Origin of the sequence: Bythopirellula sp. (assembly GCF_041737835.1) — a bacterium.
In the GTDB taxonomy this organism is placed as follows: domain Bacteria; phylum Planctomycetota; class Planctomycetia; order Pirellulales; family Lacipirellulaceae; genus Bythopirellula.
Genome location: NZ_JBGSQY010000049.1, coordinates 25,589 through 43,426 on the forward strand (window position 1 = coordinate 25,589; position 17,838 = coordinate 43,426).

Genomic DNA, 17,838 nt, shown 5'->3' on the forward strand with positions numbered 1-17,838 from the left:
GGCAGAGCACGTTGGTATCTCGCGCCACAACAATGTAATGGAGAGATATGGTGAATAGCCCAAAAAGGGTCTTGGCTTTCTTGGCCCATCCCGATGATGCAGAAATCCTGTGTGCTGGCACATTGATTCGCTTGGCCGATGCGGGTTATGAAATCCATATCGCGACTGCCTCGGCCGGTGACTGCGGGTCTACCAAATTACCAGCTCACGAAATTAAAAAGCTTCGTCGCGACGAAGCTACGGCAGCCGCACAAAAAATCGGGGCCATCTATCACTGCTTGGAACTACTCGACGCGAATGTGATTTTCGATCAGTCAGCAAACCGTAAGGCAATTGAGCTGTTTCGGAAGATCGCGCCCTCGATCGTTTTTACACATCCACGACATGACTATATGCTTGATCATGAGCAAGTGCATCTGTTGTCACGAAGTGCATCATTTGCTTTCGCTATGCCGAATGTCACACAATCACCTCTTGTGCCAGGATCCGCGGTTCCTTGGCTCTATTATTGCGATCCGATTGATGGGTCTGACCCGTACACTGGCGAGTTGGTGTCGACGACGACCAGCGTTGATATTTCGGCATTGATTGACCGGAAGTGCGAAATGCTCGCTTGTCATGCATCGCAGCGAGATTGGTTGCGTGATCATCATGGGATGGATGAGTATCTTGATTCGATGAAACAGCACGGCGCGATGCGAGGTCAACAACTAGGAACTCAGTACGCCGAGGCGTTCGTGCAGCACCGGGGACACCCCTACCCGCAATCCGATATTCTTCTCGAAGTACTTGGAGGTAATTAACGCGATGCCACGACCAATCAGTAAGGTTGCTCCCGGATGGTGGGACTACACGACCCTCGACTCGGCGATTCTTGAGGACGCGGCAAGATTGACAGCCGAAGATTTGAAAGGTCTTTCCCGCGATGGATTCAGGGTATCAATCTACGATACTCTTGAGGAATTCTACAATGCGGAGGCCCTGGAATATATCGAGGCATGGAAGCAGGCAACACCAGACTCGCCGGCCGGAATTTGCGGACCGATCGGTCCTACCGAGCAACTGCCCTTGGTTGCGCAAATCGTGAATTGCCTGGAACTGAAACTCCACAACGCACATTTCTGGGGAATGGATGAATGGATTGAAGCTGGTCGTGCGGTTTCGATCGATCATCCGCTCTCATTTGCCAAAGCTGACATGGAATTGTGCTTCAACCGTATTCGCCCTGAATTTTGTATGCCACAAGAAAACATTCATTTCCCCATCGATTTGGAAGCCTATTCTCAATCTTACGATGAGGTTCGTTGCGTGCTCATGCAAGGCGGGCAAGGGGAAGTAAAGCATTGGGCATTCAATGATCCTCCTAAGCGTGAAGGAGCATATACGGATCAGCCTCCGAGCCCAGAAGAATACCGCCAACTCAAAACTCGTATTACGGAACTGCATCCGGTCACTGTCATTCAGAACGCGCGGACATCAGGGGGCGGGTACATTCCACAAGTTCCTCTTCAAGCGGCGACTGTGGGTCCGCACGAGACTTGGAAGTCAGAATGTGTCTCGATCTGGCATGCTGGGAATCACGACAATCCTTTCGGCATACGACTTACGGCGCTCATGATCAGCAAAGGTTTGGCGGACTCGAGCGTTCCTATGTCGTTGCTGGCGGATCATCCCAACGTTCGTTTCAACTACTATCGCGGTGGGATTGGGCGGGTCGAAGCCGAAATGCATTGAGCTCTTGCACTCTTTTACAAAAAATCTAACGAGCAGATAATGAAGATCTCAATTTGTGATAACAAGAAGCAACTGGGAGCGCGAGCAGCCGAAGAGGGCGCGACTCAAATCAGAAACGCGATTGCAGCTCGTGGACATGCTACGATCGTCGTTGCGACGGGCGCGTCCCAATTTGACACGCTGGCGGCACTCGTAGTATTACCTGGAATTGACTGGCAGAAAGTCACGGCATTTCACCTCGATGAATACATCGGAATGCCTTCGACCCATCCAGCGTCGTTTCGCAAATATCTGAAAGAACGGTTCGTTGATCGAGTGCCAATCGGGACATTTCACTACGTTAATGGCGAAGGTTTCGATGGGAAAGGTGATGTGGTCGCGGAATGTGCGCGACTTGGTGAACTAATCAGTGCACAAACCGTTGATGTTTGCTTTCTAGGTATTGGTGAAAACGGACATTTGGCGTTTAACGATCCACCCGCTGACTTCGATACGGATCAACCCTACATAGTTGTGGAGCTCAACGAGGCTTGTCGTCGGCAGCAGCTCGGTGAAGGTTGGTTTGATTCATTTGATGACGTGCCTCGCAAAGCGATTAGCATGTCCGTTCGTCAGATAATGAAATCGACATTTATTGTCTGCAGCGTTCCTGATAAGCGCAAGGCTCAAGCCATCCACGACACAATCAACTGCCCAATAAGTAATCTTCAGCCTGCAACGAAACTTAGAGAACATTTGCGGACCTCACTTTATCTTGATCCAGCGTCTGCTTCAATGCTCTAGGAACGCGTATGATGGACTCAAAAGTTCCAGAACGTCATGGCCGCTATATCGACCTGCAGGTCAATGGTTATGCAGGTGTCGATTTCAATTGTGACAGTCTTACACTCGAAGATTTACACAACGCTTGCCTCCGTCTCGAAGCCGATGGCGTTGAAGGAATACTTGCGACCGTCATCACTGATAGATTCGAGCGAATGGCGTCGCGACTTTCGCAACTCGCCCAATTGCTCGAAATGAGCCCTGTCGCGCGAAGGATAGTTTGGGGTGTTCATATCGAGGGACCATTTATCCTCAAGCAGCCCGGGTTTGTCGGCACTCACCCGGCTGCTGAAGTAAGATCTGCAGATGTTGATGTCATGCAAAGGCTTTTGGATGCGGCCGACGGTTTGACACGGATCGTCACGTTGGCACCAGAATGTGATCCAAATATGATGGTGACAAAAACTCTGGCTGATCAAGGTATTTGCGTTGCGGCGGGACATTGCAATCCTTCGCTCGAACAACTCGATGCTGCAATCGATGCTGGTCTGGCGATGTTCACCCATCTCGGCAATGGCTGCCCAATCGAATTGCCACGACATGACAACATTATTCAACGCGTGTTGAGTCGCTCGGACCGACTCTGGATAACTTTAATTGCAGACGGAATTCATGTGCCTTGGATGGCATTGGGTAACTATATTAAGGTAGCTGGCCTTGAACGCGTGATTATCGTAACCGACGCGATCAGTGCCGCAGGTCTTGGGCCCGGGGTTTACAAGATCGCCGATCAGGAAGTTATTGTCGACGATCATGGAGCGACTTGGTCCGCCGACCGATCGCATCTCGCTGGTTCTTCAGCGACCATGCCCACTATGGAACGCTTATTAAAGCAAGCTCTACAATTTACTGACAAAGAGTTGAAACAGTTGATGTATTACAACCCTCGAGCCGCGGTTTTTAGCGCGGCGCAGTAGACTGCGGACTACACAAGGTTCTCGTCAACAACAGATTGTTTGCTTGGGCACCGCCGCGCCGCACTAGCGACACATTGCTGCCAAATTCGTGCGATAAGAATTTCGTGCTTCAATCGGTGCATCAGCCACACGATTCGGATCAGCAACGCAACTATTCCGACACCGAACAGCCACCACTGCGAATCGAAATACCCTGCCCTGTTAAGAGCAGCAAATCCCAAAAGGTAAACAATGATGCCTTGGGCCACGCGATCGCGCCCAACTACCATGGTGGCGGAGGCAGCCAACAGCGATCCAAACAAGGCAATCGCAGTCGTCCAACAAATGGGGCACATGGGTTCAACCTTTTGCAATTTGGACAAGTTGGGGAGAACAGCAACTCGACTTATTTGTCGCCTTTGAACTTGGCGGCACATCGTTGGCAGGGTTCATGCTGAAAAATCCTGATGGTTTGATCAGGAAACCAATATAGGCCGCTGGCATGACGGGGTAGTCCTCTGGTCGAGGCAAGTGCGTGTGACCAAAGGTGTACCAGAACACGACATCCGTCGATTCGATTGGCCGGTCAGCCGCGGTCCAACGAATCAACCCGTCACCGCCGGAACTTTGATTGGGGTAGTCGCCTGCCGCAAAGCGTTCATCCGAACGATTGGGCGTAACCCAAACATGATGATCAACAAAACCTGCTCGCTTTCGCCACCACGCTTGAGGCGAGGCATAGGGAATCGAATTGTCGCCCGGCATAAAACGATAACCCACAGGTTGGCCAACACTATTAAGCCGGTTTGGATTGATGATTTTCCAAGTCCGCGCCATCTCGAGCGAAAGATTAGCCTTGGCTGCGCTTTCCGTCGTAAGAGTCTTTGACTTTGCGTAAAACGCATTTTCAAACGGATTGGATTCCGAGGGTGGTTCGGCGACCACATCGATTTGCTGAACCGAGTTTTCGACACCATCCAAGTCGAAGTCCAATCTCACATTGAAGAAGTGCTGATGATTTGGAGCATAAAGCTGCGGAGAAACCATCGTGCCATAGAGAGGCGATTCGCCAGGGCGAACTGCGCCTAACGAAAGAATACCGGTGAGTTTGAGTTCAAACTCAATATTTCCGTCTTGATACAAATACCAGAAGAAGCCGTATTCGTAATTTTCGACGGTCGAAACTGAAGACACGACCAATCGGCGCGACCGGCGGACTTCAGGGACATTCAATCTTCGGTCGGTATGCTTCCATAGAATCCCGAAGTCTTCCTCGTGCATACAAATGGCATTTTTAACCAACAGTGGCTCGCCGCGACTCGTCGTTAAATGGGCGTCAAAATAATGAATATGTCCCAAGCAATCGCAACCGAGTTCCAAGCTATTCGCGCACATTCCCATGCCATACTCGCCCACGTCGAACGCATTCTTGCGTCGTTGTGTCTCCGTGGGATCTCCATAGGGGACGACCATCTCTGTGAGTGACGCACGGTAAAGGATTGATCGATCCTCATCACCGTCACGATAGCGGAGGTGGTGGAGAGTCAAACCTTCGCGGGCATTGAAGCCCACGACAAACTTCCAGTTTTCCCAGCTCACTTGGTAGCCATTTACCTCAAAACTTGGCCCCTCCGGCTGCACGATTTCAAGCGGCTTAATTGTTTTCCTTTGATTCGACACACGATCGCTCGAATAGTTGCATTCCCCGGGCGGAAGCGGCCATTCACCGTATTCTTCAACTCGAATAACCACCATCGTGTTGAGGTCGACGACGGGTCGCAAACCTTCGATCGGCCGCACATAACCGTTGTCTGTGGCGTCGGTTCGCAGGAAACACAAAGGCCGGGCGAGTCGTCGAGTCGAATCTTCTACGGAACCGTAATTCCCGGCACTCCAGATGTCGACCATCACAAGTGCGGTGTCATTAATTCCATAGTGTCTGTTGAGCGCGTCGCGAAACAGCTCACTTGAGAGGACCGCGTGCTCGCATTCCACCTGCTCGTCGATCGTCATCGTCGGCTGTACATTGGGAATGTGTCGCCAGGACTCAACTTCTTTAGTCGCAACCGATACAACTGTTTCGTAGCAGGCGTTGATCGCATTGTCGAACAAGACGACAAACGCTTTCCGCGGCGATGCAGCGTGGTCTGCGAACGAATAAACGAATTCTTTGGCAGGTTCGTCAAGACTGACCGAAACAAACCGTGTCGAGGCTGTAACCTTGTCGGCACTTTTAAGAATATCAACGACCTGCTGAACCTCACCAGCGGTGAGTGGCTCTAGCGGATGACATAGTCCAGAAACCATCTTGGGCGATCCATATTGTTCATAAGATTTAAAATACTCAATGTTCAACTTACGGCCGCCTTGGTTTTTCAGACTAGCCACGTCAGCATACAACGTCAAGCATATTTGCACGTACACACACTCATCTAAATTTTGCATGGCATGCTTTCGCAGTTCACAGCACGCCTTCAAATTTTCATGCAAAGATTGTGACTACGGCAGTAAACATTAAGCATTAAAGTTTAAGACACGGCCTCTTCGAAGATTTGTTCTAATCACAAACACTTAAAGTCCACGATAAATCTTTTTGTAGAAATTTAACACAACAACACGATCGGACTTCCATGTGTCTAAAATCTGAATCGATTGCCATTCATCGAAGATTCTGTCAGATTTGAACGGATGCCCATCAGACCAGAACTCCTTGCCGATCACCCGAACGTGCGTCCCAGTTACTATCGTGGTGGCATCGGAACGGTCGCGACCGAGATGCACTAGAAACCCTTCTGAAAATGCCATATCCCGAGGCTTGCGCCTGGGGCTGCTATGATTACGAAATCGCTCGATCAAAAACTGGTCAACATTCTTGCCGATTCCTCATGCGGCGATTTTATTTTGGCAGACGCTAAAGACGCGGACATGGCGTTTGGCATCGCTGCCCCAGGCAGAGATAGAGAAGAAAATCGCAGGCGGACGCTGCGGGAATTCCGTGAGCTCATCCGCCAGAATGTCGAGCAAGGTTTGATCGACATCATGCTGATGAGCGTGAGCACCAGCGAAGTACTGACCGTCAAGGAAAGACTCTTTGAGAACAGCTCGGTTACGCCGGCGATTCGTGCCAACGACACGACCGACATTTGGCTGGCACGGGGCGGAATTTATCCGCAGCAACCTTCGTTGCCGTTTGCCACGGCGTCGTTGACACATGGCTCGACGGAAACACATGGAGCCGATCTGGGACTCTACTCGGTGACGTTCAACAACGACTCGACGCTCGATACTCAGTCGCTCAATGCTTATCGAGCGTTTCGTGAGAATGCCGAGCAACACGGCTTTCGTCATTTTCTGGAAGTGTTCGATCCCAACTTGCCATCACATCCCATTGCAGATGTTGGTTCCTACGTTAACGACCAGATTGTGCGGACACTCGCTGGTATTGCGGAGCGTGGCCGACCGCTATTCTTAAAAATGGTGTATCACGGCCCCGCAGCTTTGGAGGAGCTCGTATCTTACGATTCCTCTCTTATTGTGGGAATTCTGGGAGGATCGGCTGGCACGACGTTTGATGCATTCCACCAACTTTGGGAAGCCAAGAAGTATGGTGCACGCGTCGCATTGTATGGTCGTATGATCAATAACGCGGAGCATCAACTCTCCTTTATCCAGCATCTGCGTTATCTGGCCGATGGAGAAATCACGGACCCCGCTGAGGCTGTTCGTTCCTATCACGGACAACTTGCTCGCCTCGGCATTCGGACGCTGCGCTCTCTGGAAGACGACCTATCATCGAGCAAACGTTCGTTTGACTATTCAGCCAAACCACGCCGCAAAGAATTGGCCTCGCGACAAACAGAGAGTCGGAATTTGGTGCCCGAAGTTGTGGTGGCGGGTCATATATGTCTCGACGTCACGCCAGCGTTCCCGCAGGGAGGTCTTCAGGCGCCTATCGAACCGGGCCAACTCCGTGAAGTTGGGCCGACAGCGTATGCAACGGGTGGGTGCGTGGCCAACACAGGTTTGGCGCTGCATCACTTGGGAATCGCGACTTCTCTGATGGGCAAGATTGGCAACGATCCCTTTGGAGTACAACTTCTCAGTCTGTTGGATGACATCGATCCAAGCCTGAGCGATGGAATGATTGTCGCTCCGGAGCAAAACACGAGTTACTCGGTTGTGATCAGTCCACCGGGTGTGGATCGGAGTTTTCTTCACTTCCCCGCAGCCAACGACACATTTAACGTGGATGATATTAATCTTGCTCAAGTGAGCGGTGCGAAGATTTTTCACTTCGGCTACCCGCCGTTGATGCAAAAATTCTGGGATGACGGTGGCGCCAACATGGCCCAACTCTTTCGCCGCGTCAAAGAACTCGGAACGATGACTTCCCTAGATATGGCGATGCCTGATCCAGCCGCCGCAGCAGGTAAGATCGACTGGATGGCTTGGCTGAAAGAAGTACTGCCTCACGTCGATCTCTTCCTGCCGAGCCTCGAGGAGATCGTGTTTATGTTAGGCGATAAGACTGCTAATCACACTGAGCCAGAATTCTCTCTCAACACCTTGAGCCGCATCGCTGATCAGTTGATCGGACTGGGAACCCCGATCGTCGTGTTGAAACTCGGCTCGTCCGGCCTCTATATGAAAACCTCTGCTGATGCGAATCGGATTTCACGAGCTTTTTTTCAGAATAAGACCGGTATTGAACAATGGTTGGGTCGAGAACTCTATTCGCCATGTTTTGATGTTCAAGTCACATCGACCAATGGGGCCGGCGACCGAACAATCGCGGGCTTTCTTGCCGCACTAGTTCGGAATGCCACCCCATCGCAAGCGTTGGAAACAGCTGTGGCCGTGGGTGCCGCTAGCGTCGAGAGCTGTGATCCCAGCAAGAACATGGTTTCCCTTGAGAAGCTCGAAGAACGAATTCACGCCGGCTGGAACCGCAAAGCGGTGGATGATTCGATCGGAAGACAGTTGACTCTCGATCGGTCTTAACAGGAAGCTTCTCGCTCAATGTTGCTCCAGCTAGATTAGGATTCCCAGTATTACGAGAAGGCGCACCACAACGAGACTCAAAAATACAACCCAGATGGTTGAAGCGGCTCGTCATCCAAATTGCCAACGGGGAGGTGAGTTATGAGGTCGGTGTCGTCCATGCTTTCGTCTTAATCAATCCACTACGCCACTACGCCGGTTCAGCCCTTTTCAGATACGTTCGCGTGTGCGATAATCTCTGATAAGATCGGAATTGACGATGGACAGGAAACCTCTGGCCGTATTAAGATCCGTGCGCCCAAGGGCGTGAGGGTTCGTCCCCCTCCTCCTGCCTAACTTTTTATCCGCCCTGGTTGGCATTCTTGGCAGCTGTGTCTACTCCCATTTCATGAATTCGTAGGCAAACGACGATTTCCGCACCGTTGATGCTGTTTTATATATACTTCCATTCTCGCCTCACGGTTTGTCATGATTTCTCCTTCGCCGATTCTGATCGATCAACTAGCTCAGATCGTTGACGCGGAGAAGATATTGACTTCGCCGACCGACATCGCCCCCTATGGCTTTGATGGCACAGCAGCTTTGCGGCAACGACCGGCTTGCGTGATCTTTCCACAAAGCACCGAGCAGATTGCCAAGTGCTTACAAGTAGCTTATCAAGCCCGCTTGCCGGTGGTGACCCGCGGCTCTGGTACGGGGCTAAGTGGTGGAAGCGTCCCGGTTGATGGGTGCATCGTGTTGTGTACGGTTGACCTGAATCGGATTCTCGAACTCGACCAACAGAATCTGACCATGCGGTGCCAGCCGGGTGTCATCACCCAGACAATCGATCAAGAAGCCGCCAAAGTCGGACTGTTCTATCCACCTGATCCGGGGTCACAGAAGATCTCGACGATCGGCGGGAATGTTGCTGAGAATTCCGGCGGATTGCGCGGATTGAAGTATGGCGTGACGCGCGATTATGTGATGGGGCTCGAAGTCGTCACCGTCGACGGCGAAGTTTTATGGCTCGGCAACAAATGCGTCAAAGACGTCGCGGGATACAATCTGCGTGACTTATTCATCGGGTCGGAAGGCACGCTGGGAATTGTTACCGAAGTCCTCCTGAAACTACTACCACGGCCCGAAGCTCGCCGTACGATTCTCGCGGGCTTTGCCACTCCTGAAGCGGCTGCGGAAACCGTCTCGGAGATCATCGCCAATCGAATCGTCCCCTGCACGCTTGAGTTCCTCGATCAACAGACCATTCGTTGCGTCGAAAATTTCAGCAAAGTGGGATTACCGACAGATGTGGCGGCGTTGCTGCTCATGGAATCCGACGGCGCGGCAGTTGTGGTTGAACAAGAAATCCAGGCAATGTTGGAAATTGCCCGCAAGCGGGGCGCGATCGTCGTTCAAGAAGCCAAGAACGAAGCGGAAGCAGACAAACTGCGACTGGCACGGCGAAGTGCATTCTCAGCCTTGGCTCGGGTTCGCCCTACTACGATTTTGGAAGACGTGACCGTGCCTCGCAGCGAACTGGCGAAGATGATCTCTTTCATCAGCCAGACAGCTCAGAAGCACAACTTGCTGGTGGGAACATTCGGTCACATGGGCGATGGTAACTTGCATCCAACGTTTTTGACAGACGAGCGCGACGCGGACGAAATGCATCGGGTGGAACTTGCTCTGGAAGAGATTGTTGATCGAACGCTTGAACTGGGTGGCACGATTACGGGAGAGCACGGAGTTGGTTTGGCCAAAAAAGCCTTTTTGAAAAAGCAACTTGGGGATGCGAGCTATAATTTGCTCAAGAAGATCAAGCAAACACTTGATCCTCATGGCTTGCTCAATCCCGGCAAGATTTTTGACCTTTAACCGCTGAACGATGACTAAAGCTGATTCCGAAAACTTGCTGGTCGCCCTGGACTATTCCGTGTTGCAGCAATGCATGCATTGCGGCATGTGTTTGCCCACGTGCCCGACGTATGACGAAACACGCCGCGAGCGAAATAGTCCCCGTGGCCGCATCGCTTTGATGCGCGACATTGCCGATGGGACTTTGCCGATTAGCCAAGATTTCGCGGAAGAAATGTATTACTGTCTGGGCTGTCTTGCTTGTCAAACGGCTTGCCCAGCAGGGGTCAGTTATACGACCCTGTTTGAAACGGCTCGAGCGGAAGTGGAACGCCGCGAAATCCTCAGTTCGCCGAAGCGAAACTTCTATCGCTGGCTTGCCTTGGATTGCCTGTTTAAGCGGCCACGATTATTGCATCTCGTGGGACGGATGTTGTGGCTTTATCAACGTAGCGGCCTGCAAACGCTATTGCGTAAGCTAGGTGTCATGAAGTTGTTGCCGCGAAATTTGCGACGACTCGAAGCGCGAACACCGTCCATCAATGCACCTTTTGCCGCGGGCTGTATCGCGGAATGGGAACGACCGACCACTCCCCAGTATCGCGTCTTACTGCTGACGGGTTGCGTGCAAGATTTGCTTTATGCTGACGTGCATCGGGCAACTGTCGATGTGCTGCTTGCTAATAGTTGCGAAGTTTTCACACCACGAAATCAATCCTGCTGTGGTTCCTTGCATGCCCATAATGGCGATCTCGCCGGCGCGCAAGAGTTAGCCAAGCGAACGCTTGATCGTTTCGATCTGGATGGCATCAACGCGATTATCACCAACGCTGGGGGCTGCGGCTCGCATCTAAAGCACTACAGCTCGCTGCTGGCGAGTGACGCCCAATATTTTGAGAAAGCCGCGCGCTGGGACTCGCTGGTCAAGGACATTCACGAATGGCTGGTTGAAATCGAATATCGCGTGCCGACCAAATCACCAACTCCAGGTGAAGTCTGCGTCACTTATGATGATTCCTGCCACTTGTGCCATAGCCAAAAAGTTTTCAAGCAACCACGCGAAATCCTTAACTCCCTGCCGGGAGTCAAGTCAGTAGGTTTGCCAGAAGCCGATTGGTGCTGCGGCAGCGCGGGGATCTACAGCATTTCACAACCCGAGCAGGCGGAAAAATTGCTTCAGCGCAAGCTGGCACATATAGCAACGACCGGTGCCTCAGTCGTGGCCACCGGCAACCCAGGTTGTCAGTTGCAGCTGTCTCAAGGATTGGCAGCCGATCCAGCATTGGCCCATGTCAAAGTTGTCCATCCGGTGAACTTGTTGGCCGAGGCGTATGCTCGAGAGTGATTCCTACGACTCGATAATGGACCAAATCGGTGGGCCAGCATTCTAGTTGATCTGCGGCGCGAGATTCCCTTCAGTAATTCCAGGCCACTTGTCGGTGCGAAATGGCGAAGCGGGCAGTCCCGCACGGTTTTCAAGATTGCAGACCGGATTGTTCGCCCACGCATAACGCACCGCCGCGGGTTTGGCCACGGCATCGCTCCAGACTTCGATTTGGTTATTGCCAATGATTTTGGCTTGAGCCGGCACAAACTTTTTGTCTTCGCCGGCAATCGTAAAGCCCATCAGCTCGTTCTTATCGAATGCCTTGAGCGCACCCTCGGCATGTTCGCCGGTTTCAAACGTTACGACGATCTTATTGCCCTCAACCTTCATCGATTTGTAACGTGGGCTCGTGTACGGCAACTTCATGCCGTAATCCTGAGCGAGTGCTATACGCGCCAGCCGTAAGGCAACGTCACGTTTGTCGCGGGGATGAATGTCATCGGCTTCGCCGATGTCGATGATAACGGCTTGGCCCGTGTTGGGGAGCTTATCGAGCGTGAGCGTTTGGGCTTCGCGGAGTTCGGCCCAATCGCTTTCGCCGGGCTCGGGAACTTCGCGGGTGAAGTCGGCAAGTTGTACCCAATAAAAGGGGAAGTCGCCGATCTGCCAATCCTTACGCCAGCTGGCGATCATGAACGGAAAGAGTTCTTGGTACTGATGCGCGCGTCCCGCGTTGGTTTCTCCTTGGTACCAAATCGCGCCACGAATGCCGTAGCCGAGAATCGGTTTCAGCACGCCGTTGTAGATGTTCGCCGGACGATTTCGCGATTTCATTTCATCCGCCGGTTCCCATGGCGCGGGGCCTTGTTTGCCTCCTTCTTCCCACTTCTTGACTTGTGCTTGCCACTCGGCTTTTTTCTTTTGGTAATCATAAGTCTTCTCGAATTCGACCCAATAATCATGCAGAGGCTTAAAGCGTTCGTCGTCAGCCAGCAAACTTCGCTCGATCCAGGCTTCGCAGGCCGAGCCGCCCCAGGAAACGTCGACCAAGCCCACCGGCACGTCGAGCGTTTCTTGCAGTTGCTTGCCAAAGTAATAACCCACGCCCGAAAATTCTTTCACGCTTTGGGGGGAAGCCGTTTGCCACTCGCCCTGGAAATCTTTTTGCGGTTCTTGAGTTCCCACGTGTGGTACGGTGATTAAGCGGATGTTGGGATTGTCGGCGATCAATTGTTCGAGATCGCCGTCGTAGGCCAACTCCACGGACCATTCCATATTCGATTGGCCGGAGCAGAGCCATACTTCGCCCACCATGACGTCTGATATGGTGCGTGAATTCTTGCCAACGATTTTCAATTCATGCGGACCACCGGCTGGCAACTTCGCGAGCTTGACTTCCCAATTCCCCTTGTCGTCGGCCGTGGCGGAGTGTTTTTGATCAGCGATTGTGACCGTCACCTTCTCACCCGGTTCGGCCCAACCCCAGACGCGGTTTTCCAGGTCACGCTGCAGAACCATGTGATCGCCGATAATCGTCGGCAGCGAAACATCGGCGTGGGCAATTGGCAGAATGAACAAACAGCCGAGCAGCGAGACAATCGCAATGAAGCAACGCATGGAAGTTCCGCAAGGAGGACAAGGATTTGAAAAGCGGCGTACGCGCCCAACTCCCAAGAGGTTACTCCGATCCCCGTGTTGAGTAAAGTCTGCCGCCTCATCGAAACTTCACACTCATTTGCCATATTGCATTTAGTAAGGCTGCTTAAGCAATATCAGGGGGGAAGATCGAGCGTGCGTCTGTTATGTTTGAGCTTGCTGTTGCACATAACCACCGCAAGGGTCTTGCTGGCGGAGGACGCCATCGAGTTGCGCCACTATGTTGCCCCTGAGGCAACCCAGGCCGTGGCAGTTGATAGAGAACATTTCTATGCGATTGGCAATCAAGTGATTGGCAAATATGACAAGAACACTGGCAAGCTGGTGAACCGCTGGACGGCAAGCGAAAAACTGCCGCTCGTGCATCTGAATTCGGGCATCGTACTCAACAGTGAATTGATTTGTGCCCATTCCAATTTCCCGAGCTATCCCGAAGTAAGTTCGATTGAAATTTGGGATACGCAAAACCTTGAGCATGTGCGATCACACAGCTTAGGGATTTGTGAAGGATCGCTCACGTGGGTCGATTGGCATGACGATGCTTGGTGGGCCGTGTTCGGGCATTACTCGGAGAAAGTGAACGACGACCCTCACGCCAAGGATGCCCGTTGGACGTCGTTGGTTAAGTTCGACCGTGAGTGGCGGCGGATGGCAGGTTGGGTTTTTCCTCAGGAAGTCGTCGCAAGATTTGAACCTCACAGTTGCTCAGGAGGTGCTTGGGCACGCAATGGTATGCTCTACTGCACGGGCCACGACCGCGGCGAATTGTATGAGCTCGCCCTGCCCCACTCAGCTTCGACATTGCGTTTAGTGGAGACATGGCATGTGCCAATCACAGGCCAAGGTTTTGCTTGGGACACGACAGTTCACGGCAAATTCTTTGGAATTAACCGCCCGCTTGGTCAGGTGGTCGCCGTCCAACTTCCTTCTCTCACATCGGCAAATTTGCAAACGGCTCGTCGAACGGTCGACGCACCCTAGCCGCTCTCAATTCGCCAGCTTGATGAAGAAAGTGGCACGTGATTTGCAAATTCATCCTGACGGAAACAGGTATTTTTAACGTGCTTTCTAGGGAGGAATAATTATGGGCCTTATTACTTGGGCAATCATAGCGCTGATCGTCTCCGTCCTTGCTGGTGCAGCCGGGTTTACAGGTTTAGCCGCTGGCGCGGCGACGGTGGCACGGCTGTTGTTCGGCTTGTTCCTGGTCATCGCGATCATTCTATTCGTGATGGTGCTATTGGGCGTCGGGGCGGTCGATGCGGTGACGTAGGGAGGAAAACTGTCGAAAACAGGGCTCTAAGCACTCCTCAAAATTTTCCGCTTGCCAACCTCCCGATTCCTGGCAAGAATACAGGCATGTCAGCTTTCTACGGCAACTTTTGGTTTAGCACCACTCGCTACTTTTACTTTACAAGTAGCGGGCCCGGAGGACGTGCGTAGCAGCTGAACATAAGCAGGCTTACGAAACACAAACCCCGAGCACCGCAAGGTTCTCGGGGTTTTTTCGTTTTTGGGTGGGTTAGTTCCGACTATCAATTCATAACAGCAAAGACAAATCACACACTATTCTGGAGCAAAAATGATCATCGTCATGAAACGCGGCACATCACAATCCGATATCGACAACGCCGTGGCCCACGTCGAGGCCCTTGGCTTGAAACCCGTGGTGATTCAAGGGACCGAACGAACCGTCATCGCGGCGGTGGGCGAAGAACGCGTCGCGGGGATTAGCTCGCTGGAAAGTTGCCCCGGCGTGGACGAAGTCTTGCCGATTCTGGCCCCCTACAAGTTAGCGAGCCGTGAGCTCAAGCCAGAAAGCTCGACAATCGTCGCCGGCAGCTTGTCGGTTGGCAACGGTTCGATTGGCGTGATCGCGGGACCTTGCTCGGTCGAAACCGAAGAGCAAATCCTGGCGTGTGCCCATGCCGTCAAAGCTGCTGGGGCTTCGGCCTTGCGTGGCGGGGCATTCAAGCCGCGGACCAGTCCTTACAGCTTCCAAGGGCTTAAAGAGGAAGGACTCAAACTGTTGGCCGAAGCTCGTGAACAAACCGGACTGGCAATTGTCACCGAAGTGGTTTCGCCGGACGACGTCGACTTGGTGAGCGAATACAGCGACGTCCTGCAAATTGGTGCTCGCAACATGCAGAACTACCGCTTGCTCGAGGCCGTTGGCAAATCGCACCGCGCGGCCCTGCTCAAGCGTGGTCCGAGCGCGACGATTGACGAATTTTTGCTAGCCGCCGAATACATCCTCGATGGCGGCAATCAGAATGTGATGCTCTGCGAACGCGGCATCCGCACCTTCGAGAGCCACACACGCTTCACTCTACCACTGGCCACGGTGCCCTACGTGCAGCAACGTACCCACTTGCCGATTGTAATCGACCCCAGCCACGGCACCGGCCATACGAGTTTGGTTCCCGCGATGGCCAAAGCCGCGATCGCCGCGGGGGCCGACGGCTTAATCGTCGAAGTGCATCCCAATCCCGACAAGGCGATGAGCGATGGCTACCAATCGCTGAATTTTGCCCAATTCGAGGAGATGATGGCCGGTTGCCGCCGAATTGCCGACGCCGTGGATCGCACGCTGGGCGCGGCGGTGGCGGTGTAATTATCGACTTGCACTCGCCGGTGCGCGCACGTACGTAAGCTTGTTCACGCGGTCGTCGATGACGGTCGCGTGGTCGGCGTTGCCCCGCCATGCGCCTGCAGGATAGATGTCGAGCCGTGGTTCCGTTTGAAGTCTGGCTAGCGACGTGATTTGAATCCCTCCGCCGGGGGCGGCGCGCCAACCGAGGCCGAGTGGTTCGAGCACTGTGTCGAGTGCTTGATGCCACGGTTCATTAGCAACACGGCACGTTACGAGCGAATCGGGCCAGATTTTAACCGTCGCGAGAGCGGGCCAATCGACAAAGATCGGCAGTCCCGCCTCGCCTTGCCAGTGGTGAAACACTTCGGCGAGCGGAGTGTCGTGCGAGAACGTAAAGGTTGTGGGTGCGTTCAAGCGGTCGGCAATCCCCACGCCATACGGCTTGGCGGAAAGCAGACGCTTGGGATAGCGACTGCGGAGCGGCAGGCCTTTGGCTAAGCGAATCCGTTCCAGGAAAAAGAGGACTTCATACTGCACGGCCTGAGTCTGTTCGATGCCAAGTGAATCGCCCGAAACAGTCAGTTTGCCGTCACCGCCATTCTTTTGCCAGGACTCGGGGGCGACGAGCGCTTGAATCCAATCAGCGAATTGCTGGGCCGTCGTGTCGCTGCCGAGCAAATCGTCGATGGGGTAATTGACACTGCGAACCTTAGCGGCATCCTGGCGCACGATCACAATCTGGGGGCCATCGGTCACAACTTCCAGATGCAAGGGATCCAAGACGGATTTCAGCGCGTCGGCCAAAGTGGTTTCTGTGATGTTGAGCGAAACAGGTTTGCCGGGAGTTGTCCCCGCCATCATGAGTTGCTCGGGGGTGACGCTCACTGGCACACCGGAGAGTTGCCCCATGAACGTGATAAAACTCAGGAGAGGCATGTCCTGAACAGTCACGGCCGGAAGACTGCGTTCCAACTGAACCGCGGCCGATCGCCGCCCACTTTCGCCACCCTGTTTGGGGTTAAGCTGGACCGCAGTACTCACAACGACAGGAAGCGGTTCTTCTTGCGGTTCGTTTTCACCCGGCTCTGCTTGATCTTCTCCAGCATCGGCAGGAAGATCCCCCTGCCCTGCCTCGCTCACGGCGTTGAGATTGAGTTGTTCGGGATCGAGGGCCAAAGGGTCGAATTTCCGCGCGACTCGGGGTTCATCGACGATGCCAATCACCAATTTTTTTTGCGGCTCTTGCTCCGCTTCCGTGGGAGTGACGGCTGGCTCGGTCGAGATACTTTCTTGAGGAGGTAATTTCACTTCGCCCGTGAGCGGTGGATCTACGTCCGTGGCTTCAACGTCGAACGGGTTCTCTTCAACCGACGGTTCCTTTGCAGTCTTAGTAGAAACAGCTTCTTTTTTGGGAGTGTCAGCAGCGTCAGGCGTTTTGGCTGCTTCGGGTTCTGGCTTAGTGGGCTCAATCTCGGTGACAGGAGTTGTCGTTGCAGGAGCTACTGTTTGTGGTGCAGCAACGGCGATGTCCGAGGTTTCTCCGGGTCGCAATACCAAGAACATGCCGGTGATTGTGGCACCAACGACAAAGCTCGCCGCGGCCCACAGAATGAATTTGGTGCTTGATGTCGCGCCCGACTCCAACACGCTCGTGATCTCGGCGGGCGATTCGACTTCTGCCGTTGGTTCCGCAGCAGGTGTTTCGAATTCTTCTTCAAACACAGATTCGCTGAGTGCAGGTGCCGTCGTGGCAACAACAGGCGTTGGTGCGGGTGCTGGCTTGGGAGCTGGCGGTGTGATCTCGACCATGCTGTTGCACTTCGGGCAACCGACGATCTGGCTGATGAGCGCAGTATTGCGAACTGACAGGCTAGCCTGACAGGTCAAACAAGTCACCTTGAAAAGTTCCGTGCTCGCCATGAGAAGGCAGGTGAGTAAGTCTGGGGTGAGCTGGTGAGTAAGTTAGTAGATGC

14 protein-coding genes are annotated in these 17,838 nt (G+C 53.2%); 10 read left to right on the forward strand and 4 right to left on the reverse strand.

What is annotated here, in order from left to right; translation table 11 throughout:
- The first annotated feature begins 47 nt into the window (after positions 1–47).
- Genes AC6T8Q_RS14830 through AC6T8Q_RS14845 form a run of 4 tightly spaced genes read left to right on the forward strand, consistent with a single transcriptional unit; the run spans position 48 to position 3,473 of the window.
- Entirely contained in the window at positions 48–803 is a 756-nt protein-coding gene (locus AC6T8Q_RS14830; protein WP_500679818.1) for a PIG-L deacetylase family protein, read from the forward strand.
- Between the two features lie 4 nt (positions 804–807).
- Complete coding sequence (locus AC6T8Q_RS14835) at positions 808–1,734, forward strand: sugar phosphate isomerase family (protein WP_500679819.1); 927 nt, start codon at positions 808–810, stop codon at positions 1,732–1,734.
- A 39-nt stretch (positions 1,735–1,773) separates the two neighbouring features.
- Positions 1,774–2,517 (forward strand): glucosamine-6-phosphate deaminase, encoded by a 744-nt coding sequence (locus AC6T8Q_RS14840; RefSeq protein ID WP_500679820.1) that lies wholly within the window; start codon positions 1,774–1,776, stop codon positions 2,515–2,517.
- 8 nt (positions 2,518–2,525) lie between these two features.
- A complete protein-coding gene (locus AC6T8Q_RS14845; RefSeq protein ID WP_500679821.1) occupies positions 2,526–3,473 on the forward strand; it encodes an N-acetylglucosamine-6-phosphate deacetylase in 948 nt (315 codons plus the stop codon).
- An 8-nt stretch (positions 3,474–3,481) separates the two neighbouring features.
- On the opposite strand, the gene AC6T8Q_RS14850 is transcribed toward AC6T8Q_RS14845, so the two are convergent.
- Positions 3,482–3,808, reverse strand: coding sequence for a hypothetical protein (locus tag AC6T8Q_RS14850; protein WP_500679822.1), 327 nt, complete (start codon positions 3,806–3,808; stop codon positions 3,482–3,484).
- Between the two features lie 4 nt (positions 3,809–3,812).
- Entirely contained in the window at positions 3,813–5,759 is a 1,947-nt protein-coding gene (locus AC6T8Q_RS14855; protein ID WP_500679823.1) for a primary-amine oxidase, read from the reverse strand.
- 525 nt (positions 5,760–6,284) lie between these two features.
- Here AC6T8Q_RS14855 and AC6T8Q_RS14860 point away from each other — a divergent pair.
- The 3 genes from AC6T8Q_RS14860 to AC6T8Q_RS14870 all read left to right on the forward strand — a co-directional run bounded on the left by AC6T8Q_RS14860 (position 6,285) and on the right by AC6T8Q_RS14870 (position 11,634).
- The gene (locus tag AC6T8Q_RS14860; RefSeq protein WP_500679824.1) at positions 6,285–8,453 is read left to right on the forward strand and encodes a carbohydrate kinase family protein; all 2,169 of its coding nucleotides are present in this window, start codon (positions 6,285–6,287) and stop codon (positions 8,451–8,453) included.
- Positions 8,454–8,921: 468 nt separating this feature from the next.
- Complete coding sequence (locus AC6T8Q_RS14865; RefSeq protein WP_500679825.1) at positions 8,922–10,310, forward strand: FAD-binding oxidoreductase; 1,389 nt, start codon at positions 8,922–8,924, stop codon at positions 10,308–10,310.
- Between the two features lie 10 nt (positions 10,311–10,320).
- Complete coding sequence (locus AC6T8Q_RS14870) at positions 10,321–11,634, forward strand: (Fe-S)-binding protein (protein WP_500679826.1); 1,314 nt, start codon at positions 10,321–10,323, stop codon at positions 11,632–11,634.
- Positions 11,635–11,676: 42 nt separating this feature from the next.
- Here the strand turns inward: AC6T8Q_RS14870 and AC6T8Q_RS14875 are convergent, their stop codons facing one another.
- Positions 11,677–13,233, reverse strand: a complete 1,557-nt coding sequence (locus AC6T8Q_RS14875) for a sialate O-acetylesterase (RefSeq protein ID WP_500679827.1) — start codon at positions 13,231–13,233, stop codon at positions 11,677–11,679.
- 174 nt (positions 13,234–13,407) lie between these two features.
- Here AC6T8Q_RS14875 and AC6T8Q_RS14880 point away from each other — a divergent pair, with 174 nt between their 5' ends.
- The 3 genes from AC6T8Q_RS14880 (at position 13,408) to aroF (ending at position 15,886) form a co-directional block, all read left to right on the forward strand.
- Positions 13,408–14,253, forward strand: a complete 846-nt coding sequence (locus tag AC6T8Q_RS14880; protein WP_500679828.1) for a hypothetical protein — start codon at positions 13,408–13,410, stop codon at positions 14,251–14,253.
- Positions 14,254–14,356: 103 nt separating this feature from the next.
- Positions 14,357–14,545, forward strand: a complete 189-nt coding sequence (locus tag AC6T8Q_RS14885; RefSeq protein ID WP_496922176.1) for a DUF1328 domain-containing protein — start codon at positions 14,357–14,359, stop codon at positions 14,543–14,545.
- 309 nt (positions 14,546–14,854) lie between these two features.
- Positions 14,855–15,886, forward strand: a complete 1,032-nt coding sequence (gene aroF / locus AC6T8Q_RS14890; RefSeq protein WP_500679829.1) for a 3-deoxy-7-phosphoheptulonate synthase — start codon at positions 14,855–14,857, stop codon at positions 15,884–15,886.
- On the opposite strand, the gene AC6T8Q_RS14895 is transcribed toward aroF, so the two are convergent.
- Positions 15,887–17,785, reverse strand: coding sequence for a hypothetical protein (locus AC6T8Q_RS14895; RefSeq protein ID WP_500679830.1), 1,899 nt, complete (start codon positions 17,783–17,785; stop codon positions 15,887–15,889).
- Positions 17,786–17,838 lie beyond the last annotated feature (53 nt).

Excerpts from the sequence above, each read along its gene's own strand:
- AC6T8Q_RS14830 (WP_500679818.1), top strand. The coding sequence starts at position 48 with ATGGTGAATAGCCCAAAAAGGGTCTTGGCTTTCTTGGCCCATCCCGAT.
- AC6T8Q_RS14835 (WP_500679819.1), top strand. The coding sequence starts at position 808 with ATGCCACGACCAATCAGTAAGGTTGCTCCCGGATGGTGGGACTACACG.
- AC6T8Q_RS14840 (WP_500679820.1), top strand. The coding sequence starts at position 1,774 with ATGAAGATCTCAATTTGTGATAACAAGAAGCAACTGGGAGCGCGAGCA.
- AC6T8Q_RS14845 (WP_500679821.1), top strand. The coding sequence starts at position 2,526 with ATGATGGACTCAAAAGTTCCAGAACGTCATGGCCGCTATATCGACCTG.
- AC6T8Q_RS14850 (WP_500679822.1), bottom strand. The coding sequence starts at position 3,808 with ATGTGCCCCATTTGTTGGACGACTGCGATTGCCTTGTTTGGATCGCTG.
- AC6T8Q_RS14855 (WP_500679823.1), bottom strand. The coding sequence starts at position 5,759 with ATGGTTTCTGGACTATGTCATCCGCTAGAGCCACTCACCGCTGGTGAG.
- AC6T8Q_RS14860 (WP_500679824.1), top strand. The coding sequence starts at position 6,285 with ATGATTACGAAATCGCTCGATCAAAAACTGGTCAACATTCTTGCCGAT.
- AC6T8Q_RS14865 (WP_500679825.1), top strand. The coding sequence starts at position 8,922 with ATGATTTCTCCTTCGCCGATTCTGATCGATCAACTAGCTCAGATCGTT.
- AC6T8Q_RS14870 (WP_500679826.1), top strand. The coding sequence starts at position 10,321 with ATGACTAAAGCTGATTCCGAAAACTTGCTGGTCGCCCTGGACTATTCC.
- AC6T8Q_RS14875 (WP_500679827.1), bottom strand. The coding sequence starts at position 13,233 with ATGCGTTGCTTCATTGCGATTGTCTCGCTGCTCGGCTGTTTGTTCATT.
- AC6T8Q_RS14885 (WP_496922176.1), top strand. The coding sequence starts at position 14,357 with ATGGGCCTTATTACTTGGGCAATCATAGCGCTGATCGTCTCCGTCCTT.
- aroF (WP_500679829.1), top strand. The coding sequence starts at position 14,855 with ATGATCATCGTCATGAAACGCGGCACATCACAATCCGATATCGACAAC.
- AC6T8Q_RS14895 (WP_500679830.1), bottom strand. The coding sequence starts at position 17,785 with ATGGCGAGCACGGAACTTTTCAAGGTGACTTGTTTGACCTGTCAGGCT.